Annotated in this window: 20 protein-coding genes, 1 tRNA gene and 1 pseudogene; 19 read left to right on the top strand and 3 right to left on the bottom strand. The window is 68.6% G+C overall.

The genetic code is table 11. The annotated features are described in order from the left end of the window. Positions 1–152: 152 nt before the first annotated feature. The 17 genes and pseudogenes from hisI (at position 153) to D1832_RS02550 (ending at position 18343) form a co-directional block, all read left to right on the top strand. Positions 153–617 (top strand): phosphoribosyl-AMP cyclohydrolase, encoded by a 465-nt coding sequence (gene hisI / locus D1832_RS02630; protein ID WP_118912494.1) that lies wholly within the window; start codon positions 153–155, stop codon positions 615–617. After that, positions 614–2160, top strand: a pseudogene (locus D1832_RS02625) (anthranilate synthase component I). The gene hisI and the pseudogene D1832_RS02625 overlap by 4 nt, the downstream one beginning before the upstream one ends. Further along, positions 2157–2732 (top strand): Trp biosynthesis-associated membrane protein, encoded by a 576-nt coding sequence (locus tag D1832_RS02620; RefSeq protein ID WP_118912493.1) that lies wholly within the window; start codon positions 2157–2159, stop codon positions 2730–2732. Before D1832_RS02625 ends, D1832_RS02620 begins: the two are co-directional and overlap by 4 nt. 135 nt (positions 2733–2867) lie before the next feature. Then, a complete protein-coding gene (locus tag D1832_RS02615) occupies positions 2868–3092 on the top strand; it encodes an HGxxPAAW family protein (RefSeq protein ID WP_118912492.1) in 225 nt (74 codons plus the stop codon). Positions 3093–3147: 55 nt separating this feature from the next. Next, complete coding sequence (gene trpC / locus D1832_RS02610) at positions 3148–3957, top strand: indole-3-glycerol phosphate synthase TrpC (protein WP_118912491.1); 810 nt, start codon at positions 3148–3150, stop codon at positions 3955–3957. Continuing rightward, positions 3954–5225 carry a tryptophan synthase subunit beta gene (gene trpB, locus D1832_RS02605; protein WP_118912490.1) on the top strand — a complete coding sequence of 424 codons (1272 nt, stop codon included), beginning with the start codon at positions 3954–3956 and terminating at the stop codon, positions 5223–5225. The genes trpC and trpB overlap by 4 nt, the downstream gene beginning before the upstream one ends. Further along, positions 5222–6013, top strand: coding sequence for a tryptophan synthase subunit alpha (gene trpA, locus D1832_RS02600; protein WP_118912489.1), 792 nt, complete (start codon positions 5222–5224; stop codon positions 6011–6013). The genes trpB and trpA overlap by 4 nt, the downstream gene beginning before the upstream one ends. Next, complete coding sequence (locus tag D1832_RS02595) at positions 6010–6489, top strand: DoxX family protein (RefSeq protein ID WP_118912488.1); 480 nt, start codon at positions 6010–6012, stop codon at positions 6487–6489. Before trpA ends, D1832_RS02595 begins: the two co-directional genes overlap by 4 nt. Before the next feature lie 37 nt (positions 6490–6526). Next, complete coding sequence (locus tag D1832_RS02590; RefSeq protein WP_147362595.1) at positions 6527–7285, top strand: DsbA family protein; 759 nt, start codon at positions 6527–6529, stop codon at positions 7283–7285. Beyond that, complete coding sequence (lgt, locus tag D1832_RS02585) at positions 7285–8238, top strand: prolipoprotein diacylglyceryl transferase (RefSeq protein ID WP_118912486.1); 954 nt, start codon at positions 7285–7287, stop codon at positions 8236–8238. Before D1832_RS02590 ends, lgt begins: the two co-directional genes overlap by 1 nt. A gap of 199 nt (positions 8239–8437) precedes the next feature. Further along, positions 8438–12982: a glutamate synthase large subunit gene (gene gltB, locus D1832_RS02580; RefSeq protein WP_118912485.1), complete on the top strand. Its 4545-nt coding sequence runs from the start codon at positions 8438–8440 to the stop codon at positions 12980–12982. Then, a complete protein-coding gene (locus D1832_RS02575; RefSeq protein WP_118912484.1) occupies positions 12975–14432 on the top strand; it encodes a glutamate synthase subunit beta in 1458 nt (485 codons plus the stop codon). Before gltB ends, D1832_RS02575 begins: the two co-directional genes overlap by 8 nt. Positions 14433–14576: 144 nt before the next feature. After that, entirely contained in the window at positions 14577–16034 is a 1458-nt protein-coding gene (gene pyk / locus D1832_RS02570; RefSeq protein ID WP_118912483.1) for a pyruvate kinase, read from the top strand. Between the two features lie 135 nt (positions 16035–16169). Further along, positions 16170–16250, top strand: a tRNA-Leu gene (locus tag D1832_RS02565). Positions 16251–16335: 85 nt separating this feature from the next. Then, positions 16336–16800 (top strand): hypothetical protein, encoded by a 465-nt coding sequence (locus D1832_RS02560; RefSeq protein ID WP_118912482.1) that lies wholly within the window; start codon positions 16336–16338, stop codon positions 16798–16800. A 79-nt stretch (positions 16801–16879) separates the two neighbouring features. After that, positions 16880–17692 (top strand): shikimate 5-dehydrogenase, encoded by an 813-nt coding sequence (locus D1832_RS02555; RefSeq protein ID WP_118912481.1) that lies wholly within the window; start codon positions 16880–16882, stop codon positions 17690–17692. Between the two features lie 48 nt (positions 17693–17740). Continuing rightward, positions 17741–18343 carry an ANTAR domain-containing response regulator gene (locus D1832_RS02550; protein ID WP_369798815.1) on the top strand — a complete coding sequence of 201 codons (603 nt, stop codon included), beginning with the start codon at positions 17741–17743 and terminating at the stop codon, positions 18341–18343. 13 nt (positions 18344–18356) lie between these two features. On the opposite strand, the gene D1832_RS02545 is transcribed toward D1832_RS02550, so the two are convergent. After that, a complete protein-coding gene (locus tag D1832_RS02545; RefSeq protein WP_118912480.1) occupies positions 18357–18806 on the bottom strand; it encodes a PaaI family thioesterase in 450 nt (149 codons plus the stop codon). A 47-nt stretch (positions 18807–18853) separates the two neighbouring features. Here D1832_RS02545 and polA point away from each other — a divergent pair, with 47 nt between their 5' ends. Continuing rightward, entirely contained in the window at positions 18854–21523 is a 2670-nt protein-coding gene (gene polA, locus D1832_RS02540) for a DNA polymerase I (RefSeq protein WP_118912479.1), read from the top strand. Positions 21524–21553: 30 nt separating this feature from the next. On the opposite strand, the gene D1832_RS02535 is transcribed toward polA, so the two are convergent. Then, complete coding sequence (locus tag D1832_RS02535; RefSeq protein ID WP_118912478.1) at positions 21554–22528, bottom strand: nucleotidyltransferase family protein; 975 nt, start codon at positions 22526–22528, stop codon at positions 21554–21556. Beyond that, entirely contained in the window at positions 22525–24444 is a 1920-nt protein-coding gene (locus D1832_RS02530) for an acyltransferase family protein (protein WP_182434628.1), read from the bottom strand. Before D1832_RS02530 ends, D1832_RS02535 begins: the two co-directional genes overlap by 4 nt. A gap of 94 nt (positions 24445–24538) precedes the next feature. Here D1832_RS02530 and D1832_RS02525 point away from each other — a divergent pair, with 94 nt between their 5' ends. Then, a complete protein-coding gene (locus D1832_RS02525; protein WP_147362594.1) occupies positions 24539–25129 on the top strand; it encodes a hypothetical protein in 591 nt (196 codons plus the stop codon). The last annotated feature ends 93 nt before the right edge of the window (positions 25130–25222 follow it).

The raw sequence follows: 25222 nt of genomic DNA, 5'->3' as shown, positions 1-25222 counted from the left end.
CAGTTCGGTTCACCTGACGCGTTTTGCGCCTGCTCAGACTGCGTCACGTGAACTAAATCGCATCGTCTGCCCGCGTCGGCGCGGCGCCCTCACGCCCGCCCGGTGCCGCCAAGCACAGACGGGTTCTCGCTCCGGCGCGTGCGGTTGGCACAATGGCACCCATGACTTCGACGCCCCTGCCCACCGAGATCGCCCAGCGGCTCAAGCGCGACGACTCGGGTCTCGTGGCCGCCATCGTCCAGGATGAGGCGAGTGGCGAGGTGCTCATGCTGGGCTGGATGGACGACGAGGCGCTGCGGCGCACGCTGAACGACGGGCGCGTCACCTTCTGGTCGCGCAGCCGTGGTGAGTACTGGCGCAAGGGCGACACGTCGGGGCATGCGCAGTACGTGAAGTCCGTCGCGCTCGACTGCGACGGTGACGCACTCCTCGTCCGCGTGGAGCAGATCGGTGCCGCCTGCCACACCGGCGCGCGCACCTGCTTCTTCACCGATCTGGACGCCACCGTCGGAGCTCCGACACACGCCACTGGCCCCGCCGCGGATGCGATGTCGGAGATCGACCAGCACGACCTCAAGCCGACCCACGAGCAGCACCCAACGGAGGATCCCGCATGACGACGACGCCCAGCCTGGCCGCCGACCTCTCCTGGGGCGCCACGTGGCCGAGCGCCGACGTCTTCGCTCACCTCGCAACGGAACGCCGCGTCATTCCCGTCGTCCGACGCCTGCTCGCCGACGCCGAAACCCCGATCGGCGTCTACCGCAAGCTCGCGCGCGACGAGCCCGGCACGTTCCTCCTCGAATCCGCCGAGCACGGCGGCGTGTGGTCGCGCTACTCGTTCATCGGCGCCGCCAGCCGCGCCACACTCACCGAGCGTGACGGTGAAGTCGTCTGGCTCGGCGACGTGCCCACCGGCCTTCCGACGAGCGGCCTCGCCGTCGACGCCCTGCGCGAGAGCCTCGAACTGCTCCACACCGAACGCATCCCCGGCTTGCCGCCCCTGACGAGTGGCCTCGTGGGCGCCATCGGCTACGACGCCGTGCGCCGCTGGGAGAAAATCGGCGACGATGCCGAGGACGCGCTGGGCATCCCCGAGGTGACGATGCTGCTCGCCACCGACCTGGCCGTCATGGACCACCAGGACGGCTCGCTCCTGCTCATCGCCAACGCGGTCAACTTCGACGGCCTCGACACCGGCGTCGAGGGCGCCTACGCGGACGCCGTTGCGCGCCTCGACGCCATGCAGCAGCGCCTCGGCGACTCGGCACCCTCCACGGTCGCCGTGCCGCACACGCCCGAGCAGGACGTGCGCAGCACTCACACGCGCGAGCAGTTCCACGACATGGTCGAGGCCTGCAAGGAGGACATCCGCGCCGGCGAGGCGTTCCAGATCGTCGTCTCCCAGCGCTTCAGCGTCGACACCGACGCCGACGCACTCGACGTCTACCGCGCCCTGCGTGCGAGCAACCCCAGCCCGTACATGTACCTGCTGCGCCTGCCCCTGCCCGACGGCGGCGTCTACGACGTCGTCGGCTCATCGCCCGAGGCTCTCGTCAAGGTGACGGGCGAGCGGGTCATCACCCACCCCATCGCCGGCTCGCGCCCGCGCGGCAAGACGCCGGAACACGACCGGGAGCTGGGCGACGACCTGCTGAACGACCCGAAGGAACGCAGCGAGCACCTCATGCTCGTCGACCTCTCGCGCAACGACCTGCAACGCGTCTGCGGCGCCGGAACCGTGGAGACGGTCGAGTTCATGAACATCCGCAACTACAGCCACGTCATCCACCTCGAGTCCACCGTCGTCGGCACGAAGCGCGAGGACGCCAGCGCGTACGACGTGCTCGAGGCCACCTTCCCGGCCGGACGCTCTCGGGTGCCCCGAAGCCGCGCGCCATGCAGATCATCGAGTCGCGCGAAGGCTCACGCCGCGGCGTGTACGGGGGAGTGATCGGCTACTTCGACTTCGCCGGTGACGCGGACGCGGCCATCGCCATCCGCACGGCGGTGCTCAAGGACGGCGTGGCCCACGTTCAGGCGGGAGCCGGCGTCGTGGCCGACTCGGTGCCCGAGAGCGAATACCTAGAGACGATCAACAAGGCGGCGGCCGCCCTGCGAGCAGTTGCGACCGCCACCGGGATGGAGCCCATCCGATGAGGGACATCTCCTCGAAGCGCAGCGTCATCCTCCTGTCGCTCATCGCGGGCGTCCTCGCGCTCATCGCCTCCGGACGCGCGTGGATCAACGGCACCCTCAACGACGGCGTCCTCTCGACGAACGCGGTCGACGTGACGGGCAACCAGGCGATCCCGGGGTACTTCGGAATCGCCCTCGTCTCGTGCGCGGGCCTGCTGGCCGCCGCGACGGCCGGTCGCATTGCGCGCTGGCCCGCCGGCGTCATCTCCTTGCTCGGTTCGATTGCCATGGTCGCTCTGACGCTGCGGACACTGCTCGACCCTGCCTCGGCCGTGAAGAGCCGCATGTCCTCCGTCACCGGCCACACCGGTGAAGCGGTGGCCCGCGGCGAGTTCACCGTCTGGTTCTGGGTGGCCGTGTTCGCGGCGCTCCTCGCGCTGTTGTCCTCGGTGCTCGGCCTGCTCGGTCTGCGCCGCTGGCACGGTCTGTCGAGTCGTTACGAGGCGCCCGTCGACGGTGAGGCGCCCAAGCGCTCCGAGGAGAGCGACTGGGATCTCATGTCGCGCGGCGTCGACCCGACCGATCGCACCTGAGCGACACGCGCCACACCCCGGGCTCGCACGAGCCGTGTGAGCCTGACAGAATGACCTGGAACACCTCGCCGCGCCCGTCGGATCCGGTACGAATCGGAACGACTCAGCGCGCCCTCATCAAGGAGAAGCCTGACGATGTCCGGAGACAGCCCCTACCTCGACCACGGTCACAGCGTCGCCGCGTGGACGGGCGTCGCCATCTGCATGATCGCCTCGCTCATCATCGCAGCCGGTGTCTGGTTCGGTAACGACATGCTTGCCATCGTCGGTGGCATCGTCTTCATCGCCGGCGGCCTCGTCGGCTGGGCCATGGGCAAGGCGAACAAGGGCAAGAAGAAGGGCCAGGCGAGCCACGCCTGACTCGTCTTGTGGACAACCCGTGAGGCCGTGGGCCTCACGATGATTGGATAAGACAGTGACCACTGTTCTCGACTCGATCATCGCCGGGGTCCGCGAAGATCTCGCTGAGCGCGTCCGCGTCAGGTCCCTCGCCAGCGTCGAAGCCGACGCTCGTGCGCAGGCACCGGCACGTGACGCGCTCGCGGCTTTTCGCGCCTCCAGCGAGCAAGGCCGCATCGGCGTCATCTCCGAGGTGAAGCGCTCCAGCCCGAGCAAGGGCGCGCTCGCCGAGATCCCGGACCCGGCGCACCTCGCGAGCGCGTACGCCGACGGTGGCGCGACGGCCATCTCCGTTCTCACCGAGCAGCGGCGCTTCGGTGGGAGCCTCGCCGACCTCGACGCCGTTCGTGCGGCGGTCGACATCCCGGTTCTGCGCAAGGACTTCATGGTCGAGCCGTACCAGTTCTTCGAGGCCCGGGCGCACGGTGCCGACCTCGTCCTGCTCATCGTCGCCGCGCTCGACGACGCCCAGCTGCGCGACTTCCACGACATCACGCGCGAGCTCGGCATGACCGCCCTCGTCGAGGTCCACGACCCCGACGAGGCCGAGCGAGCTCTCGCGCTCGACGCGAAGCTCATCGGCGTCAACGCGCGCAACCTCAAGACGCTGGAGGTCCACCCCGAGGTCTTCGGCCCCATCGCGAAGACGCTGCCGTCGGACGTCGTCAAGGTCGCCGAATCCGGCATCTCCGGCCCGGACGACGCCCGCCGCTATGCCGAGGAGGGCGCCCAGGCGCTCCTCATCGGCGAGGCGCTCGTCAAGAACGGCGCCCCACGCGAGGGGCTGGCCGACATCATCCGCGCCTGCGAAGGAGCCCCGGCATGAGCGAGAAGCAGGTTCGCCCTTCGGGCGAAGGCCTGGCCCCGGCCGGGCTTGGTCGTTTCGGCGCCTACGGCGGCCGCTACGTTCCCGAAGCGCTCGTCGCCGCGCTCGAGGAACTCGACGAGCACCGCCTCGCCGCGATGGAGGATGAGGCGTTCACCACCGAACTCGCCGAGTTGCAGCGCAGCTACACGGGCCGTCCGAGCATCCTCACCGAGGTGCCGCGGTTCGCCGAGCACTGTGGCGGTGCGCGGATCTTCCTCAAGCGTGAGGACCTCAACCACACGGGTTCGCACAAGATCAACAACGTCCTCGGTCAGACGCTGCTCGCCAGGCGCATGGGCAAGACGCGCGTCATCGCCGAGACGGGGGCGGGCCAGCACGGCGTCGCGACCGCTACGGCCGCGGCTCTCATGGGGCTCGAGTGCGTCGTCTACATGGGCAAGGTCGACACGGAGCGCCAGGCGCTCAACGTCGCGCGCATGCAGTTGCTCGGCGCCAAGGTCGTGCCTGTCGAACACGGCAGTCAGACGCTCAAGGACGCCGTCAACGAGGCGTTCCGCGACTGGGTGGCGAACGTCGAGCACACCCACTACGTGCTCGGTACGGTGACGGGCCCGTACCCGTTCCCCGAGATGGTGCGTGACTTCCACAAGGTCATCGGCGAGGAAGCCCGTGAGCAGATCCTCGCGGAGACCGGACGCCTGCCCGACGCCATCTGCGCGTGCGTCGGCGGCGGCTCGAACGCCATGGGCATCTTCCACCGCTTCATCGGCGACGAGGACGTGCGCCTCATCGGCCTCGAGGGCGGCGGCGAGGGCGTCGAGACGGGCAAGCACGCCTCGCGTTTCACCGGCGAGGGGTCGCCCGGCGTGCTCCACGGCGCCTACACCTACGTCATCCAGGACGACGAGGGTCAGACCGTCGAGACGCACTCGGTCTCGGCCGGTCTCGACTACCCGAGCGTCGGCCCGGAGCACAGCTACCTCAAGGATTCCGGCCGGGCGGAGTACCACCCCATCACCGACGCCGAGGCGATGGAGGCCTTCAAGCTCCTGTCGCAGACCGAGGGCATCCTCCCGGCCATCGAGTCGGCGCACGCCCTCGCCGGCGCGATGAAGGTCGGTCGCGAACTCGGCCCGGACGGGCTCGTGCTCGTCAGCCTGTCCGGGCGCGGTGACAAGGACGTCCACACCGCCGGACGCTGGTTCGGCCTCATCGACGAGGACGAGGTCGTCGTCGCGGGCGACGAAGAGGAGACGCAGGTATGACGAAGCTGGACGAGGTCCTCGCGGCGACGCGCAGCGAGGGCCGTGCGGCCCTCGTGGGGTACTTGCCCGTAGGATTCCCGTCGCGCGAGGGCTGCCTGCGGGCCGTGCGCACGATGGTCGAGGCGGGCTGCGACATCGTCGAGGTCGGCCTTCCCTACACCGACCCGCTCATGGACGGTCCGGTCATCCAGACGGCTGCCACGCAAGCGCTCGAGCAGGGCGTGCACGTGTCCGACGTCTTCGCCGCGGTGCGCGAGGTCTCGGACGCCGGGGGAGCGGCCGTCGTCATGACGTACTGGAACCCCGTGCTGCGTCACGGCGTGCGCGAGTTCGCCCAGGACCTCGCCGCCGCAGGCGGTAGCGGTCTCATCACGCCCGACCTCGTGCCCGACGAGGGCGCCGACTGGATCGAGGTCGCCGACGAACTCGGCCTGGCCAAGATCTTCCTCGTGGCGCCGAGTTCGACGCCCGCTCGCATCGCAGCGACGACGAACGTCACCTCCGGCTTCGTGTACGCCGCGTCCGTCATGGGTGTGACAGGTGCTCGCACGTCGGTGGGCGAGGCCGCCAAGGGCCTCGTCGAGAAGGTGCGCGCCACCACCGATCTGCCCGTGTGCGTCGGCCTCGGTGTCGCCAGCGGCGAGCAGGCCCGCGAGATCGGCCAGTACGCGGACGGCGTCATCGTCGGCTCGGCCCTCGTCAAGTGCCTGCTCGACGTCGACCTCGACGAAGGTCTCGAGCGACTTGCGGAGAAAACGCGCGAACTCGCGGCGGGCGTCCGCGGATGACGGACAGGGCGCGTCTCGAGGGCACCCGCATGCCGTGGGTGTCGCTCGTGCTCCGCCTCGCACTGGCCGCGGTGTTCCTCTTCGCCGGTGTGCCGAAGCTGACGAACTTCCCCGCATCGCGCCGTTCGGTGCGCGCCTACGAACTGTTCTCCTACGACGTGTCGAACCTCATCGGCACCCTGTTGCCCATGGTCGAGGTCGCCCTCGGCGTGCTCCTGCTCATGGGGCTCTTCACCCGCTTCTCGGCGCTTTGCGCAGCGCTTCTTCTCGTCGTCTTCATCGCCGGAATCGCCTCCGCGTGGGCCCGGGGGCTCTCCATCGACTGCGGCTGCTTCAGCGAAGGCGGAGCAGTCTCCGAGAACGCCACGAAGTATCCGCTCGAGATCGCCCGCGACCTCGTTTTCCTCGTCATGGCGGGGGCACTCAGCCTGCGCCCACGCAGCCGGTTTAGTGTGGACCAGGCCCTCTGGGGCTGAACGACACACTAGGGTCTTCTTCGAAAGGTTCGTGCGCATGCGTCCCGACGCTTCCGACAAGTTGGCCTCCGTCGGCCCCAGGAAGGGGCCGAGCAAGGCCGTCATCGCGACGGTGGTGGGGCTCGTGGCCGTCCTCGCGATCGGCCTCGTCGCCTTCATGAGCCTTCGCAAGGACGAGACGCCCCAGGCGACAAGTGCCAAGTCGCTGCCACAGGGCGCCATGGCGGGCGGCAAGGGCATGCCGGTCTTCGCCGACAAGGCCAAGGACAGCGCGAAGACCGTGGACGTCTACCTCGACTTCCAGTGCCCGTTCTGCGGGAAGTTCGAAACGGCGCAGGGGGAGAAGCTCACCGAACTGGCCAAGTCCGGTGACATCAAGCTGAACTACCACGTCAAGACGTTCCTCGACGAGAACATCCCGGGTGACAACTCGGCCCGCGCCGCCAACGCCGCGTTCTGCTCGGCCAACGCCGGCAAGTTCGCCGAGTTCACGCGCGAGACGTTCGAGAACCAGCCGGAAGAGGGCAAGGGCTACACGCAGGACGACCTGCTCGTGTTCGGCAAGAACGTGGGCATCAGCGACGGTGCCGAGTCCGCCTTCGCCTCCTGCGTGAAGAACAACACGTACGGCTCCTACGTCGAGCAGACCGAGGAGCAGACGAACAAGGACGGCGTGAACTCCACCCCTGTCGTCAAGATCAACGGCAAGGACGTCGAGAACGCCGACATGGCCGGAATGATGAACATCGAGGGTTCCACCCCCACGACGATCGACAAGGTTCTGGCGAAGTCCTGATGCTCGCAACGATCCCTTCGCCCACCGAGGGCGTCCTGTGGCTGGGGCCGATCCCGCTGCGCGGTTACGCCCTGTGCATCCTCGCGGGCGTCGTTGTGGCCACGATCATCGCCGGTCGTCGCCTCGAGGCCCGCGGGTACGCGCGTGACGCCGCCGTAGGCGTCGTGCTGTGGATCGTTCCGTTCGGCATCGTCGGCGGCAGGCTGTATCACGTCATCACGACGCCGCAGCCGTACTTCGGCGAGAACGGCAACCCCGTAGACGCACTCAAGGTGTGGCAGGGCGGCCTCGGTATTTGGGGCGCGGTCGCCCTCGGTGCTCTGGGCGCCTGGATCGGCGCACGCCGTGAGGGCGTGCCCTTCGCCGTTCTGGCCGATGCCATCGCCCCCGGCCTGCCGCTCGCCCAGGCCATCGGCCGCTTCGGCAATTACTTCAACAACGAGCTCTACGGCCGCCGCACCGACGTGCCGTGGGCCTTGGAGATCCACCAGTGGGACAGTGGAGCCGGCAAGGCCGTCGTCGATTCCACGGGTCAGCCGGTCGTGCTCGGCACGTTCCACCCGACGTTCCTCTACGAGGCGCTGTGGTGCCTGCTCATCGCGTTCGTCATCTGGCGTATCTCGGACAGCGGATGTCTGCGTCGCGGACAGGCCTTTGGCCTCTACGTCATGCTCTACCCGATGGGCCGCATCATCGTGGAGCTCATGCGAAGCGACTTCGCCAACCGCATCCTCGGGCTGCGGGTGAACGTCTGGGTCTCGATCCTCGTCTTCCTCCTGGGCCTGGGAGTCTTCCTGGCGCGCAGGAAGGCCGATCCGGATGTGCGGCTGGCACGGGCTGACGACGACAGCGACCGGGGCGCCGACGACGGCGTGTCCACTGCGTCGTCGGACACGTCCGAGACCGCCACCTCCGACGAGGCGACCTCCACGACGAAGGACTCCACGGACTGAGACGCCGTTCGCACGATGACGCCCTCATTTCATTCAGTGAGATGAGGGTGTCCGCTTTCTGAGCGAAAACGCCCGTCAGGCGATAGTCTTCTCGGGCCCGCAGGCCAACGCCGTCCCGCGGTTTGTTCCGAACACTGCTCGACGCACGTGCCGTCTCACGACGATGCGTGCGTCCCGACGACGAACAGGACGGTGAGCCATGTCAGCGCATGCTTTCTCCGCCCACCCATCCGCCCAGGGGCTGTACGACCCCACCTTCGAGCACGACGCTTGCGGTGTCGCTCTCGTCGCGACGATGCGCGGCCACGGCGGCCACGACATCGTCGATGCGGCCCTTCTGGCCCTGACGAACCTCGATCACCGCGGCGCCACCGGCGCCGACCCGCTCGTCGGTGACGGCGCCGGCATCCTCACCCAGATTCCCGACGAGTTCCTGCGCGCCGTCGTCGACTTCGACCTGCCGGCCAAGGGCGAGTACGCCGTCGGTATCGCGTTCCTGCCGCAGGATGCGGACGGTCAGTGGGCCGTCGGCGAGAAGTTCGACGCCATCGCCGAGGAGGAGGGCCTCACGGTTCTCGGCTGGCGCGACGTTCCGGTCGACCCGAGCGTCGTCGGTGAGTCGGCCCGCGAGACGATGCCCGTCTTCCGCCAGGTCTTCCTCGCGGCTGCCGACGGGAGCCTCAGCGGCCTCGAACTCGATCGTCGTGCCTTCTGCGCCCGCAAGCGTGCCGAGCACGACCTCGACGTGTACTTCGCGTCCCTGTCGGCGCGCACCGTGGTCTACAAGGGCATGCTCACCACCGCGCAGCTGGAGCAGTTCTACCCGGACCTGTCCGACGAGCGTTTCGCGACGGCCCTCGCCCTCGTGCACAGCCGCTTCTCGACGAACACATTCCCGAGCTGGCCGCTGGCGCACCCGTTCCGCTTCATCGCGCACAACGGTGAGATCAACACCGTCCGCGGTAACCGCAACTGGATGAGCGCGCGTGAGTCGCAGCTCGAGAGCGACGTCCTGCCGGGCGACATCTCGCGTCTGCTGCCGATCTGCACGCCGGACGCCTCCGACTCGGCCACGTTCGACGAGACGCTCGAACTGCTCCACCTGTCGGGCCGCAGCCTGCCGCACGCCGTGCTCATGATGATCCCCGAGGCGTGGGAGAACCACGCCGAGATGGACGCCGCTCGCCGCGCGTTCTACGAGTATCACGGAGCGTTCATGGAGCCGTGGGACGGCCCTGCGTGTGTCACGTTCACCGACGGCAGCCTCATCGGTGCCGTTCTCGACCGCAACGGCCTTCGCCCCGGCCGCTACTCGGTGACCAAGGACGGCCTCGTCGTCCTCGCCTCCGAGGCCGGCGTGCTCGACCTGCCGCCCGAGGACGTCGTCGAACGCGGCCGCTTGCAGCCGGGCCGCATGTTCCTCATCGACACCGAGGCCGGGCGCATCATCCCGGACGAGGAGATCAAGGGCGAACTCGCCACGTCGAAGCCGTATCAGGAGTGGCTCGACTCGGGCATCGTCAAGGTCGGCGACCTGCCGGATCGTGAGCACATCACCCACTCGCTCAGCTCGGTCACGCGCCGTCAGCAGACGTTCGGCTACACGAACGAGGAGCTGAAGATCCTGCTGACGCCGATGGCGTCGACGGGCGCCGAGGCGCTCGGTTCGATGGGCACCGACACGCCCGTCGCCGTCCTCAGCTCGCGCCCGCGCCTGCTGTTCGACTACTTCACGCAGCTGTTCGCGCAGGTGACGAACCCGCCGCTCGACGCGATCCGCGAGGAGCTCGTCACGAGCCTCGGCACGACGATGGGTCCGGAGGGCAACCTGCTCACCGACGGCCCCGAGCACGTCAAGCAGGTCGAGTTCGGCTTCCCCGTCATCGACAACGACGAGCTCGCGAAGATCGTCCACATCAACGCCGACGGCGACCGCGCCGGCTTCGCGGCGTACGTCATCCGCGGCACGTACCGCGTCGACGGTGGTGCGAGCGCGCTCAAGGCGCGCCTGCAGGGCATCTTCGCCGAGGTCGACCAGGCGATCGCCGACGGCCACCGCTTCGTCGTCCTGTCCGATCGTGACTCGAACGCCGAGTTCGCGCCGATCCCGTCGCTGCTGCTGACGGCGGCGGTGCACCACCACCTCATCCGTCAGAAGACGCGTCTGCAGGTCGGGCTCGTCGTCGAGGCCGGCGATGTGCGCGAGGTCCACCACGTCGCGCTGCTCGTCGGCTACGGCGCGGCGCTCGTCAACCCGTACCTCGCGATGGAGTCCGTCGAGCAGCTCGCCCATGAGGGTGCGCTCGGTGACACGACGCCCGAGCAGGCCGTCAAGAACCTCATCAAGGCGCTCGGCAAGGGCCTGCTCAAGGTCATGTCGAAGATGGGCATCTCGACCGTCGCCTCCTACCGCGGCGCGCAGGTGTTCGAGGCGCTCGGCCTCAGCCAGGAGGTCGTCGACGAGTACTTCACCGCGACGACGTCGCGTCTCGGCGGCATCGGTCTCGACGTCATCGCGGCCGAGGTCGCGGCGCGTCACGCGAAGGCCTACCCGAGCGACGGTCAGGGCCCCGCGCACCGCGAGCTCGAGGTCGGTGGCGAGTACAAGTGGCGCCGCGAGGGTGCACCGCACCTGTTCAACCCGACGACGGTGTTCCGCCTGCAGCACTCGACGCGCGCGCGTCGTTACGACATCTTCAAGCAGTACACGCAGGCCGTCGACGACCAGTCGGCAGAGCTCATGACTCTGCGCGGGCTGTTCAAGTTCGCCTCCGACCGTCCGTCGATCTCGATCGACGAGGTGGAGCCGGCGAGCGCCATCGTCAAGCGCTTCTCGACGGGTGCGATGTCGTACGGCTCGATCTCGAAGGAGGCACACGAGACGCTCGCGATCGCGATGAACCGTCTCGGCGCGAAGTCGAACACCGGAGAGGGCGGCGAGGACGTCGATCGCCTGCTCGACCCGAAGCGTCGTTCGGCGATCAAGCAGGTCGCCTCGGGTCGCTTCGGCGTGACGTCGCTGTACCTCACGGAGGCCGACGACATCCAGATCAAGATGGCGCAGGGCGCGAAGCCCGGCGAGGGCGGTCAGCTGCCCGGGCCGAAGGTGTACCCGTGGGTGGCGCGCACGCGTCACGCGACGCCCGGCGTGGGTCTCATCTCGCCGCCGCCGCACCACGACATCTACTCGATCGAGGATCTCGCGCAGCTCATCCACGACCTGAAGAACGCGAACCCGAGCGCGCGCATCCACGTCAAGCTCGTCTCCGAGGTCGGCGTCGGCACCGTCGCCGCGGGTGTCTCGAAGGCCCACGCGGACGTCGTGCTCATCTCCGGCCACGACGGCGGCACGGGAGCCTCACCGCTGACCTCGCTCAAGCACGCCGGTGGGCCGTGGGAGCTCGGCCTCGCCGAAGCGCAGCAGACGCTGTTGCTCAACGGCCTGCGCGACCGCATCGTCGTGCAGACCGACGGCCAGCTCAAGACGGGCCGTGACGTCGTCATCGCCGCGCTGCTCGGCGCGGAGGAGTTCGGTTTCGCAACCGCGCCCCTCGTCGTCAGCGGCTGCATCATGATGCGCGTGTGTCACCTCGACACCTGCCCGGTCGGCATCGCGACGCAGAACCCGGAGCTGCGCGAGCGTTTCAGCGGCAAGCCGGAGTTCGTCGAGACGTTCTTCGAGTACATCGCCGAGGAGGTGCGCGAGATCCTCGCCGAGCTCGGTTTCCGCTCGATCGAGGAGGCCGTGGGTCACGTCGAGGCGCTCGACACCGACGAGGCCGTCGAGCACTGGAAGGCCAGTGGTCTCGACCTCGCGCCGATCTTCGCGAAGGCGGAGATGCCGTTCGGTGGCGACCTGTTCAACTCCCAGGGCCAGGACCACCACCTCGACGCAGCACTCGACAACGAGCTCATCGAAAAGGCGAAGGCCGCGATCGAGCAGAAGGAAGCGGTCGCGTTCGAGACGAAGGTCCGCAACGTCAACCGCACCGTCGGCACGATGCTCGGCCACACGCTGACGAAGCGTTACCGCGACGAGCAGCTGCCCGACAACCTCGTCGACATCACGCTGCGCGGTGCCGCGGGGCAGAGCTTCGGCGCCTTCGTGCCGAAGGGGCTCACGCTGCGCCTCGTCGGTGAGGGCAACGACTACGTCGGCAAGGGCCTGTCGGGCGGACGCATCATCGTGCACCCCGACACCGACACGGCCCTCGTCGCGGAGGAGAACGCCATCGCCGGCAACGTCATCGCTTACGGCGCGACGAGCGGCGAACTGTTCCTGCGCGGCAAGGTCGGCGAACGCTTCTGCGTGCGCAACTCCGGTGCCACCGCCGTCGTCGAAGGCGTCGGTGACCACGGGTGCGAGTACATGACGGGCGGTCGCGTCCTCATCCTCGGCCCGACGGGACGCAACTTCGCGGCCGGCATGTCCGGCGGCGAGGCCTACGTCCTCGACCTGCGCGAGGAACTCGTCAACGCCGAACTCGTCGACATCACCGGCCTGCGGGAGAGCGACGAGGAGATCGTCAAGGAACTGCTCACCCAGCACGCCGAGGAGACCGGTTCGGCCGTCGCCACGTCACTGCTCGAGGACTGGCCCGCCAGCCTCGTGCGCTTCTCGCTCGTCACGCCGCGTGAGTACCAGCGCGTGCTGAGCATCCGAAAGGACGCCGAAGGCATGGGCGTCGACCCCGACAGTGCCCAGGTGTGGGACCAGATCATGGAGGTGTCGTCTCGTGGCTGACCCCCGCGGATTCCTCAAGACCCGTGAGCGCGAGCTCCCGGCCCGTCGCCCCGTTCCCGTTCGTATCCGTGACTGGAAGGAGGTGTACGAGGAGCAGCAGCTCGGCACCCTGCAGCGTCAGGCCGGCCGATGCATGGACTGCGGCATCCCGTTCTGTCACTCGGGCTGCCCCCTCGGAAACCTCATTCCGGAGTGGAACGACCTCGCGTGGAAGGGGGAGTGGGAGGAGGCCATCGAGCGCCTTCACGCCACGAACAACTTCCCCGAGTTCACCGGGCGCCTGTGCCCGGCGCCGTGCGAGACGGCGTGCGTGCTCGGCATCAGCCAGCCCGCCGTCACGATCAAGCAGGTCGAGAAGACGATCGTCGAGGAGGGCTTCGAGCGTGGTTACGTCACGCCGCAGGTGCCGACGCGCCTGACGGGCAAGACTGTCGCCGTCGTCGGTTCGGGGCCCGCGGGCCTCGCCGCCGCACAGCAGCTGACGCGCGCCGGGCACACCGTCGCCGTGTTCGAGCGCGACGACGCCCCCGGTGGCCTGATGCGCTACGGCATCCCCGAGTTCAAGATGGAGAAGGGCATCCTCGATCGTCGCATCGAGCAGATGAAGGCCGAGGGCACCCGTTTCCGCTGCAACACCGAGATCGGCGTGACGCTGACGGCGGAGCAGCTGCGCTCGCGCTACGACGCCGTCGTCCTCGCGATGGGCGCGACGGTGCGTCGCGACCTGCCGGTGCCGGGGCGTGAGCACACGGGCACGTACCAGGCGATGGAGTACCTGCCCCAGGCCAACCGCGTCGCGCTCGGCGGCGAGGTCGAGGGTCAGATCCTCGCGACCGGCAAGGACGTCGTCGTCATCGGTGGTGGCGACACCGGAGCCGACTGCATCGGTACGGCGCTGCGTCAGGGCGCGAAGTCGGTGACGAGCCTCGAGATCATGCCGCAGCCCGGCGAGGAGCGTCCGGCCAACCAGCCGTGGCCGACGTACCCGATGATCTTCCGCGTCGCCTCGGCGCACGAGGAGGGTGGCGAGCGCGTCTACTCCGCCTCGACGAAGGAGATCCTCGCGGACGACGACGGCAACGTCAGCGGTCTGAAGATCGTCGAGGTGAAGTTCGTCGACGGCAAGTTCGAGGAGGTCGAAGGCTCGGAGCGAGTCATCCCGGCGCAGCTCGTGCTGCTCGCGATGGGCTTCCTCGGCCCGCAGGGCGAGGGTCTGCTCGAGCAGCTCGGCGTCGACACCGACGAGCGCAGCAACGTGCAGCGCGATGCGAACTACATGTCGAGCGTGACCGGCGTGTTCGTCGCCGGTGACTGTGGGCGCGGCCAGTCGCTCATCGTGTGGGCGATAGCCGAGGGCCGCAGCGCGGCGCGCGGCGTCGACACGTGGCTCATGGGCGATTCGACGCTCCCAGCGCCGATCGCGCCCACGGATCGTCCGCTGACGGTCTGATCGCAACCTCGAAGGCCCTCGTTCGCAGCACGCGGACGGGGGCCTTCGGCGTCCCCGAGCGGGTACTCACCAGTAGGGCAATTCCGGGGTCTCAGCGCGCGATACCGCGAGATGTGTGGCTTCGACGGGGGCTAGGGTTGAGGCATGCGTCGCGCAAAGATCGTAGGAACTCTAGGTCCCGCATCCGAAACCCCCGAACGTATCCGTGAACTCGTCGAGGCCGGCCTCGACGTGGCCCGCTTCAACCTTTCGCACGGCTCGTACGACGAGCACCAGACGCGACTCGACAACGTCCGCGCTGCCGCCGAGGCAACAGGTCGCGCTGTCGGCGTCCTGGCCGACCTGCAGGGCCCGAAGATCCGCACGGCTCGTTTCTCGGGTGGCCCGGTCGAACTCGCCAAGGGCGACCGCTTCACCATCACGATCGAGGACGTCGACGGCAACGCCGAGCGCGTCAGTACGACGTACAAGGGCCTGCCGGGTGACGTGAAGGTCGGCGACGACCTGCTCATAGACGACGGCAAGGTCGCCCTGCGTGCCGTCGAGGTGACCGACACCGACGTCATCACCGAGGTCGTCGTCCCAGGCACGGTGTCGAACAACAAGGGCATCAACCTGCCCGGTGTTGCCGTCAGCGTGCCGGCCCTGTCCGAGAAGGACGAGGCCGACCTGCGCTGGGCGCTCAAGGCCGGTGCGGACCTCATCGCCCTGTCGTTCGTTCGTGACGCCGCCGACATCGTGCGCTGCCACGAGATCATGGACGAGGAGGGTATCCGCCGCCCCGTCATCGCCAAGGTCGAGAAGCCGCAGGCCGTCGACAACCTCGAGGAGATCGTCGAGGCCTTCGACGGCATCATGGTGGCCCGCGGTGACCTCGGTGTGGAGCTCCCGCTCGAAGACGTCCCGCTCGTGCAGAAGCGGGCCGTCGAGCTCGCCCGCCGCGCGGCGAAGCCCGTCATCGTCGCCACGCAGGTGCTCGAGTCGATGATCGAGAACCCGCGTCCGACGCGAGCCGAGGCCTCCGACTGCGCCAACGCGGTGCTCGACGGCGCGGACGCCGTCATGCTCTCGGGCGAGACCTCGGTCGGCGCCTGGCCGGTCGAGACGGTGCGCACGATGGCGCGCATCATCGCCTCCACCGAGAACCACGGTCTCGACCGCGTTCCGGTGCTCGGCACGAAGCCGCACACGAAGGGCGGCGTCGTGACGAAGGCCGCTGTCGTCGTGGCCACCGAGCTCGACTGCAAGTACCTCATCAACTTCACGACCACCGGTGACTCCGCGCAGCGCATGTCGCGGCTGCGCCCGAGCACGCCGATCGTCGCGTTCACGCCCGACCCTGTCGTGCGCGCCCAGTTGGCGCTCGTGTGGGGCATCGAGACGATCTGCCGCCCGAAGGTGCGTCACACCGACGAGATGGCGCAGCAGGTCGACGAGATCTTCCTCGGCGACGGTCGCGTGTCCGAGGGCGACCTCGTCGTCATCGTGGCTGGTTCCCCACCCGGAATCCCCGGCTCCACGAACGCGCTTCGCGTCCACAAGATGGGCGACGCCAAGAACAAGGTGGCCCCGGCCTACAACGCCGTCGGCACCGAGGCCTGATCGGCCGACCGGTCTCGAAACACCCCTGACAAGCCCACGTTTCCGTGCGCTGTCGGGGGTGTTTCGCGTCTGTGGCCATGGGCTGTCCCGATGACGGCGACGGGCCCGGCGTCGGCTAGCATGTCCGGGTCACGCGCCGACGTGGTGGAACGGCAGACACGGAGCACTCAAAATGCTTTGCCTTCGGGCGTGGGGGTTCGAATCCCCCCGTCGGCACACCGGGGTTCGTCAGGAATGTCGGACCCGCAAGGCCCTCGTCCGGCACCGGACGAGGGCCTTCGTCCTCTCACTGGAGGCATGAATGACCGAGATCGACTCGCACCTCCGTTTCGAGGACGCACCGCGCGAGCTGGAGGCGATCTCGTTCGCCCTCGACTCCTCCGGGTGGATGGACTGCACGTTCGCGGCGAGCGACGGGGTCCCACTCACGGTTCGGGCGAGCTACGTCTCGGACGTTCTGACCGACTTCCTCGATGCCGCGTGGACCCTGGCGACGGAGTCGTCGCGCGCTGCGAGCTTCGTTCTTCACCGCGAACCTGACGCGACGATCGTCGGATGCCTCGCTACCGAGAACCACATCCTGCTGTTGATCACCTCGAGCGACGACCGTCGTGCGTATCGCTTCACGTCAACGCCCGAGAGCTTGGCGCGGTTGATCTATGACGGCGTCGCAGCCGTCGATCGGGGCGCGTACCTCGACACCTGGCCGACGCATCCGTTCCCGGAAGAGCGGCTCAGCAACCTCGGTGAGCTCTTGGGCGCTTAGCAGGGTGTGTCGCCCAGTGGGCCGCGTACCCGTAGAGCGCCGGGGTGAAGCCCTCGCGGCGCCTCAGTAGGGTTGGGCCATGCTCTCGAAGGACACCCAGCTGTGCATCTCGATGTCGGGCAACCCGAGCAACATCGGCACGCGCTTCCACAACCGCCTCTACGACGAACTCGGGCTCGACTACGTCTACAAGGCGTTCTCGCCCCCCGACCTCGAGCAGGCCGTGGCAGGCATCAGGGGGCTGCCGATCCGTGGCGCCGCGGTGAGCATGCCGTTCAAGGAGCAGGTCATTCCCATGCTCGACCGGCTCGACGAGTCGGCGAAGGCCATCGATTCGGTCAACACGATCGTCAACGACGACGGTGTCCTCACCGGGTACAACACCGACTACTCGGCTGTCGCCTCGCTCCTCGCGAGCCACGGCGTACCGACCGATCTGACGATCGCCGTGCGGGGGAGTGGCGGCATGGGCAAGGCCGTCGTCGCTGCCTGCCGGGACACGGGATTCACCCGTGGCACCGTCGTCGCGCGCAACGTGGACACGGGCCGTGCCCTCGCCGAACAGTACGGCTGGGAGCACTCGCGCGAGGTGCCGGAGGGAACTCGCGTCCTCGTCAACGTCACGCCGCTCGGCATGGCCGGGGGCGACAGGGAGGGCCAACTCAGCTTCACCGAAGCGGAGATCGACGCTGCGGACTGGATCGTCGACGTCGTCGCCAAGCCGAGCGAGACCCCACTCATCGCGGCGGCGCGTGAGCGCGGCAAGAGCGTCATCACCGGGGCCGAGGTCATCGCACTCCAGGCCGCCGAGCAGTTCGTCCTCTACACGGGCGTGCGTCCCACCGACGAGCAGACTCGCGCGGCGTCGGAGTTCTCCCGCTCCAAAGCATGATTGGCTGCCTGATCGAGTCGTGTTCGACGCGGGCTTAGGATGCTCCGGGTGACGACGAACAGCGCTGAACCGACGAACACCCTTCCCCGCGTCGTGGTGGCCGAGGACGAGGCCCTCATCCGCCTCGACCTCGTCGAGATGCTCGAGGCGGGCGGCTACGACGTCGTCGCGGCGGTTTCCGACGGCGAGGCAGCACTCGCCGCCGTTCGCGAGCACCGCCCCGACCTGGCCGTCTTCGACGTCAAGATGCCGGCCAAGGACGGCATCAGCGCCGCAGAGGAGATCGGCCGCGAGCACCTCGCGCCCGTCGTGCTGCTCACCGCGTTCAGCGACAAGCACCTCGTCGACCGTGCCGGCGACGCGGGCGTCATGGGCTACGTCGTCAAGCCGTTCACCTGGAACGACCTCGGCCCGGCGCTCACCGTCGCGCTGCGTCGCTGGAGTGACACCCGGTCGCTCAGCGACGAACTCGAGGAGATGAAGACGCGCTTCGAGGCGCGCAAGTCGCTCGACCGTGCCAAGGGGCTGCTCACGACGAAGCTCGGCCTCGACGAGCAGGCCGCCTTCCGGTGGATCCAGAAGACGGCCATGGATCGGCGCCTGTCGATGCAGCAGGTCTGCGACGGTGTCATCGCCGAGTTCGGCGACTGACTCTGCGCTCAGTTCACTGGTCGCGCAGCATGCACGTGATGCGTGCCGTGCAGGTGCGTCGCCCCTGGTCGTCGGTGATGACGACGTCGTAGGCCGCGAGCGTGCGACCGAGCGACAAGGCGGTCGCCGTCGCCGTCACGATGCCCGAACGCGCCGAGCGGTGGTGCGTGGCGTTGATGTCGAGGCCGACCGCGTAGCGGCCCGGGCCCGCGGCGATTGCCGCACCGATCGAACCCACGCTTTCGGCGATGACGACGTTCGCGCCGCCGTGGAGGAGACCGTAGGGCTGGGTGTTTCCCTCCACCGGCATCGTCGCGACGACGCGCTCGGCGCTGGCCTCGACGATCTCGATGCCCATGCGCTCGTCGAGCGTTCCCTTGCTCATCTCGCGCAGCATCGCGAGTTCCTCGTCGGTGGCGGGGCGGTTGTCCGCGGCGGAGGAGGGGCGGGAAGCGTCGGTCATGTCGGTCGCCTTTCGGGTTGTCAGTGTCGGGACATAGGCTGCCATGTGTGAAGCGCTTGTTGTTGCTGGACGGTCATTCCCTCGCCTACCGGGCGTTCTTCGCGCTGCCCGCGGAGAACTTCTCCACCTCCACGGGGCAGCACACGAACGCCGTGTACGGCTTCACCTCGATGCTCATCAACGTCCTGCGCGACACCGAACCCACCCACCTCGGTGTGGCCTTCGACGTGTCGCGTCAGACGTTCCGCACCGAGGAGTACGCCGAGTACAAGGCGGGGCGCGCCACGACGCCGAACGAGTTCAAGGGGCAGGTCAGCCTCGTCAAGGAGGTGCTCGACGCCATGGGCGTCGCGCACATCGAACTCGACGGCTACGAGGCCGACGACATCCTCGCCACGCTGACCACGCAGGCCGTCGATCAGGGCTTCGACGAGGTGCTCCTGTGCTCCGGTGACCGTGACGCCCTGCAGCTCGTGGGGGACAAGGTCACCGTCCTGTACCCGGTCAAGGGCGTCTCCGAGCTGGCGCGCATGACGCCGGCCGCCGTCGAGGAGAAGTACGGCGTTCCGCCCGAGCGCTACAGCGACCTCGCGGCCCTCGTCGGTGAGAAGTCCGACAACCTGCCCGGCGTGCCCGGTGTCGGCCCCAAGACGGCGGCGAAGTGGCTCACGACCTACGGCGACCTCACCGGTCTCGTCGCCTCCATCGACCAGATCAAGGGCAAGGCCGGCGAGTCCGTGCGTGCCCATCTCGACGGTGTGCTGCGCAACCGCCGCCTCAACCAGCTGCTCACCGACGTCCCGCTCGAGCTCGGACCGGACGACCTCGTGCGAGCGGACTGGAACCGTGACGAGGTGCACCGCGTCTTCGACGGTCTCGAGTTCAAGGTGCTGCGCGACCGCCTCTTCGCCACGCTCGGTACGAGCGAGCCGGAGGCCGAGGGCAACGTCGACGTCGACGGCGAGGTCGTTGCCGAGGGCGGCGCCGAGAAGGCCCTGGCCTCACTCACCGGACGGACCGGTGTCCACGTCCTCGGCACCTGGGCTCGCGGCACCGGTGACGCTGCCGGCATCGGTCTCGCAGGTGACGACGGTCGCGCGCTCTACATCGACCTCACCGCGCTCACACCGGACGACGAGAAGCCCCTCGCCGCCTGGCTCGCCGACGAGTCCAAGCCGAAGGCAATGCACGACGCCAAGGGCCCGATGCACGCCCTCGACGCGCGCGGCCTCACGCTGCGCGGCCTGACGAGCGACACCGCGATCGCCGCCTACATCGTGCGACCCGACCAGCGCTCGTACGGCTTCGACGACCTCCTGTTGCGCTACTGCCACATCGAGCTCCCGCAGGCGGGTGACGCTGCCTCCGGTCAGGGCATGCTCGACCTCGGCGGCACCGCCACGGCCGAGACCGACGACGTCATGGCACGCGCAGCGGCCGTCGCCAAGCTCGCCACGGCGCTCGACGAGGCCGTCGCCGAGGTCGGGGGCACCGAGCTCATGGCCGACCTCGAAATGCCCGTCGTCGACGTCCTCGCCGGCATGGAGAAGGCGGGTATCGCCGTGGATCTCGACGAGCTGCAGAGCCTCGAGAGCGACTACGACGCTCTCGTCGTCCAGGCTCAGCACGACGCGTGGGACGCGATCGGCGGCGAGCAGGTCAACCTCGGTTCGCCCAAGCAGCTGCAGACAGTGCTCTTCGAGACGCTCGGTATGCCGAAGACGAAGAAGACGAAGACCGGCTACACGACGGACGCCGAGGCTCTCGCCGACCTCTACGAGAAGGAGCCACACCCCTTTCTCGAGGCGCTCCTGCGTCATCGCGACTCCTCGAAGCTGCGTTCCACCGTTGCCGGTCTCATCAAGTCGGTCGCGGACGACGGGCGCATCCACACCACGTACCAGCAGACGATCGCGGCCACGGGGCGACTGAGCTCCACGGACCCGAACCTGCAGAACATCCCGATCCGTACCGAGTCGGGCCGGCGCATCCGCCGCGTGTTCGTCGTGGGTGAGGGCTACGAGTGCCTCATGTCGGCCGACTACTCGCAGATCGAGATGCGCGTCATGGCGCACCTGTCCGGCGACGAGGGCCTCATCCACGCGTTCAACGAGGGCGAAGACCTGCACCGCTTCGTCGGCTCCCGCGTTTTCGGCGTCGAGCCCGACGGCGTCACGCCCGAGATGCGCGCCAAGGTCAAGGCCATGTCGTACGGCCTGGCCTACGGCCTCTCGGCCTTCGGCCTGAGCAAGCAGCTACGCATCTCCACCGCCGAGGCCCAGCGCCTCATGGACGGCTACTTCGAGCGCTTCGGCGGGGTGCGTGACTACCTGCGTCATGTCGTCGACGACGCGCGCGCCGTCGGTTACACCGAGACGATGATGGGCCGCCGCCGTTATCTGCCCGACCTCGCGAGCGACAACCGTCAGCGCCGCGACATGGCCGAGCGCATGGCGCTCAACGCGCCCATCCAGGGCAGCGCGGCCGACATCATGAAGAAGGCGATGCTCGGCGTCGACGAGGCATTGCGCGACGGCGAGTACGCCTCGCGCGTCCTGCTCCAGGTGCACGACGAACTCATCCTCGAGATCGCCGAGGGTGAACGCGAGGCCGTCGAGAAGCTCGTGCGTGAACAGATGGGATCGGCCGCCGATCTCGACGTTCCGCTCGACGTCAACGTCGGCACCGGCGCGAGCTGGCAGGACGCCGAGCACTGATATCGGGTCGCCCGGCTGAGTGAGACTCGTTCAGCGGCGCTCGTCGACCTCCAGTACGGCGTCGGCGAGTCGCAGCCCGGGGCTCACCCGAGCCCCGTCGCCCAGAACACAACCCTTGAGGTGCGCGCCGTCACCGATGACGCAGCCCGGCCCGAGCACGCTGTCGGTGAGCACCGCATCGGCGCCGATCTGGGCACCCGGCATGGCGAGGCAGCGCTCGACGCGAGCCGTGGGGGCGACCTGGGCGCCGAGCAGAACACTCGTGGCGTTCGGGCGGTCGCTCGGGACGTGATCCCGGGCCCACGCCAGGTTCGCCGCGAGCAGCGCGGCGGGTGTTCCGATGTCGGCGAAGCGCGCGTCTTCGCGGTAGACCCGCACACCCTCGTCGAGCGCCACGGCTCGGGGGAACACGTCCCGCTCGAGCGAGACCACCTCGCCGGCCGGGATGAGATCGAGCAATGACGGGCTGACGACGTACGTGCCGGCGTTGACGAAACCGGCAGGTGCGCCGGCGGGCTTCTCTTCGAACCGGGTGATGCGGTCACCGTCGAGATGGAGCAGGCCGAAGGCACTCGCGTCATCGACCGGTCGCGCGTGGATCGTCGCCACGGGTGCGCCGGCGTGGACATGCGCGCGCACGTGCGCGGCGAGGTCGTGGTCGCTCACGAGGTCGCCGTTGATGACGACGAGCGCGTCGTCCGGGTGAAGCGTGAGCCCGGCGCACGCGTGTTTCAGCGCGCCACCGGTGCCCCGCGGTTCGGGCTCACGGGTGTAGCGCAGGTGGAGCCCGAAGCGCTCACCGTGGCCGAGCGCCGGCAGGAAGGCCTCGGCGTGGTGGGCGGTCGCCAACGTCACGGAGTCCACTCCCGCGGCGGCGAGGCGACGAAGCTGGTGAGCGATGACGGGCTCGTCACCGATCGGGAGAAGATGCTTCGGCGTGCGTGTCGTCAGCGGCATCATCCGTGAGCCGTAGCCGCCCGCGAGGATGACGGCGTGAAGGCTCACTTCGCGGTGTCCTTGCGGATCTGCGGTGCGATCCACGACCACATGATGGGTCCGGAGACGGATGTGTAGTGCAGGGCGTCCTCGTAGAGCTCCTGGCCGTTGAGTTTGCCGTGGTACGTGCCGCCGGGGCACAGCCGGTCGAACTGCGACAGGAACTGCACCTTGTTCTGCGCAGCCCAATGCTTGGCGACCCCGTTGAGGTGACGCACCTTCGCGGTGTCGTTGAGGGACGGCGGATTCTGGCCGAACGTCGGCATCTCGTGGCAGGCGAGGTCGAGCAGCACCGGGCGCTTCACCCGGGATTCCTTGGACTTGGCGAGCATCGAGTCGAGCGAGGAACGGATGAAGGCGTCGTGCTCGGCGCTGCCCGCCTTCAGCCGTCGGCCGTCGACCTCGTAGTCGTCGAGCAGGTTCTGCGGCAGGAAGTACAGCATCGTGTCTGCCTCGAAGAGCCCGAGGTGCCAGTTCTTCCAGAACGTGCGGCAGGCCGCGGGGATGGGGGCAGGTTTGCCGTTGAGGATCTGCTGACCGGGGAAGGTGGTGCAGCCGAAGCTCGTCGACTCCGAGACGTCGAGGTCGGTGAACCGTGTGGACGGGAAGCTCACCATGAGGCTGTGCGGAATGGAGTTACCCACGACGACGACGCGCTGCGAGGCGCCCGGCTGGTACGACGGCACCGCGTACGTGAGTTCGCCGCCTCCCGCACCGGTCTCCTCGGTCGGGTTACCGCTGGTGACCCTCGGGAGCGCAACCGTACCCACGGCGACGGCAGCACAGGCCGTCACCGCGACCAGGCGGGAGATCCTGGGCGAGCGGGGCACCAGACCGCGCAGTCCACCCGCCCGGATCGGCGCCTCGAGGTAGCGGTAGGTCAGCGTCGCGAAGACGATCGACAGCACGGCCTGCACGAGCGCGGCGGCAGCGGTGCCCATGCGCAGACGCTCAGGCGAGAGGAAGACGTGTACGGGCCAGTGCCACAGGTACAACGCGTAACTGATGAGGCCGACCTGCCGCAGTGGCTCGAACGAGAACGCCCGCTGAAAGGCGTTCGCGTGCGGTGACGCCGCGGCGAGGATCGCGGGCAGCGTCAGAAGACAGACGACGACGAGGCCGCCGCGGAAGACGAGCGGCGAGTCCTCGGAGAGGGCGACGAACGCAACGAGCAGCGCCGCGAGGCTCGGCCAGGCGAGCTTCGAGATGATCTCGACCCAGCGCGACGGGCGTTCGTGCCCCCATTGGCTCGGACCGACCCACGCGCCGATCGCAGCGCCGATGAGCAGTTCGAAGGCGCGGGTGTCGGTGCCGTAGTAGACGCGCGTCGGGTCGACGTCCGGCACGTAGAGGTAGGCCATCCAGGCAGCACTGGCGGCGGCAGCGACGGCGAAGACGAGCGCGAGCGTCCAGCGGCGGTGGACATACCGCGCGAGGAAGAGGAACAGCAGCGGGAAGAGGAGGTAGTACTGCTCCTCGATGGCCAGCGACCAGGCGTGGCGCAGCGGAGAGGGAACGCCGTTGGCGTCGAAGTAGGCCTCGTTGCTCGCGAGGAGGCGCCAGTTCTGGACGTAGAAGAGCGTCGCGAGAGTGTCGAGCGCCACCGAGCTGCGTCGTCCCGGGGGTGTCCAGAAAGCTGCCGCCGCCAGCACCGCGATGAGCACGGTGATGAGGCTGGGCAGCAGGCGTCGGGCGCGGGCAGTCCAGAAGCGGCGCAGGTCGATGCGGCCCGAACGGGCGTACTCGCGCACGAGCAGACTCGTGATGAGGTAACCCGACAGGACGAAGAAGAGGTCGACACCGAGCCAGCCGCCCTGAACCCCCGCCGGCCAGAGGTGAAAAACGAGAACGGCGAGGACGGCGACGCCACGAAGTCCGTCGAGCGCCGGGCGGTAACCCGACGAAGTGGGTGCGCGACGTGGCACGGGGTGGGCCTCTCGACGGGAACAGGACAACGGGCGCGAGTCTATTTGCCCAATGGCCGGGCCGCAGGCGGTTCCACTTCGCTAGCATGCGGGCATGTCGAACCAGTCAGACACTCGTACAGTGACGTCGCTGCGCCCCGGAACGAAGGTCGCGCTCATCGTCGCCACCGGATTCCTCGCGGTGGCCGCGTACTTCTTCCTCACGCCGACCAGCTTCATGGGCAAGGACGGCGGCCTCTTCCGTTGCGGTAGCCCGATGTCACCTAACACGAACGGTCTGGCCAAGGGCCAGTGCGGCATCATCGAGGACGTCGCACGCAACCAGAGCCTCCTCTTCCTCGCCCTCGCCATCATCACCGCCGCCCTCGGCTTCCTCCTCTTCGGCTCGGAGTCGGCAGCGCAGACGCGCGGCGCCCGCACCCGCCTCGAGGACGAGGCCGTGGAGGACGACGACGTCGACGACGCCGACTCCGATCGCCGCCCGGGCCTCCTCGCCGGTCGCACGGAGCGCCAGAGCGAGCGCACCACGGAGCCGCGCCGTCGTTCCCGTTTGGGTGACGAGGACGACGCCCCTCGCAAGGTCCGCCGCACGCGCCTGGTCGACGACGAGGACGACGACGATGTGCGTCCGGCCCGCCGTCGCACGCGCTTCGACGACGACGAGCCCGACACGGTTCGCGACTGACTGCCGCTGACGGCAACGGGCTCACCCGCTCCGATTCGTCGGTGGGTGAGCCCGTCGCCGTGAGCGGAAGCTCGCACGCGTTCGATCGGAGAG

Source organism: Dermacoccus abyssi, from assembly GCF_003515945.1.
Lineage (GTDB): Bacteria > Actinomycetota > Actinomycetes > Actinomycetales > Dermatophilaceae > Dermacoccus > Dermacoccus abyssi.
Note: the sequence above shows the minus strand (reverse complement) of the source record. Positions and strands in the feature narration are given on the sequence as shown.

Bases quoted from the DNA above. Each gene is read 5' to 3' on its own strand.
- hisI (WP_118912494.1), top strand. From the start codon at position 153: ATGGCACCCATGACTTCGACGCCCCTGCCCACCGAGATCGCCCAGCGG.
- D1832_RS02620 (WP_118912493.1), top strand. From the start codon at position 2,157: ATGAGGGACATCTCCTCGAAGCGCAGCGTCATCCTCCTGTCGCTCATC.
- D1832_RS02615 (WP_118912492.1), top strand. From the start codon at position 2,868: ATGTCCGGAGACAGCCCCTACCTCGACCACGGTCACAGCGTCGCCGCG.
- trpB (WP_118912490.1), top strand. From the start codon at position 3,954: ATGAGCGAGAAGCAGGTTCGCCCTTCGGGCGAAGGCCTGGCCCCGGCC.
- trpA (WP_118912489.1), top strand. From the start codon at position 5,222: ATGACGAAGCTGGACGAGGTCCTCGCGGCGACGCGCAGCGAGGGCCGT.
- D1832_RS02595 (WP_118912488.1), top strand. From the start codon at position 6,010: ATGACGGACAGGGCGCGTCTCGAGGGCACCCGCATGCCGTGGGTGTCG.
- D1832_RS02590 (WP_147362595.1), top strand. From the start codon at position 6,527: ATGCGTCCCGACGCTTCCGACAAGTTGGCCTCCGTCGGCCCCAGGAAG.
- lgt (WP_118912486.1), top strand. From the start codon at position 7,285: ATGCTCGCAACGATCCCTTCGCCCACCGAGGGCGTCCTGTGGCTGGGG.
- gltB (WP_118912485.1), top strand. From the start codon at position 8,438: ATGTCAGCGCATGCTTTCTCCGCCCACCCATCCGCCCAGGGGCTGTAC.
- pyk (WP_118912483.1), top strand. From the start codon at position 14,577: ATGCGTCGCGCAAAGATCGTAGGAACTCTAGGTCCCGCATCCGAAACC.
- D1832_RS02560 (WP_118912482.1), top strand. From the start codon at position 16,336: ATGACCGAGATCGACTCGCACCTCCGTTTCGAGGACGCACCGCGCGAG.
- D1832_RS02555 (WP_118912481.1), top strand. From the start codon at position 16,880: ATGCTCTCGAAGGACACCCAGCTGTGCATCTCGATGTCGGGCAACCCG.
- D1832_RS02545 (WP_118912480.1), bottom strand. From the start codon at position 18,806: ATGACCGACGCTTCCCGCCCCTCCTCCGCCGCGGACAACCGCCCCGCC.
- D1832_RS02525 (WP_147362594.1), top strand. From the start codon at position 24,539: ATGTCGAACCAGTCAGACACTCGTACAGTGACGTCGCTGCGCCCCGGA.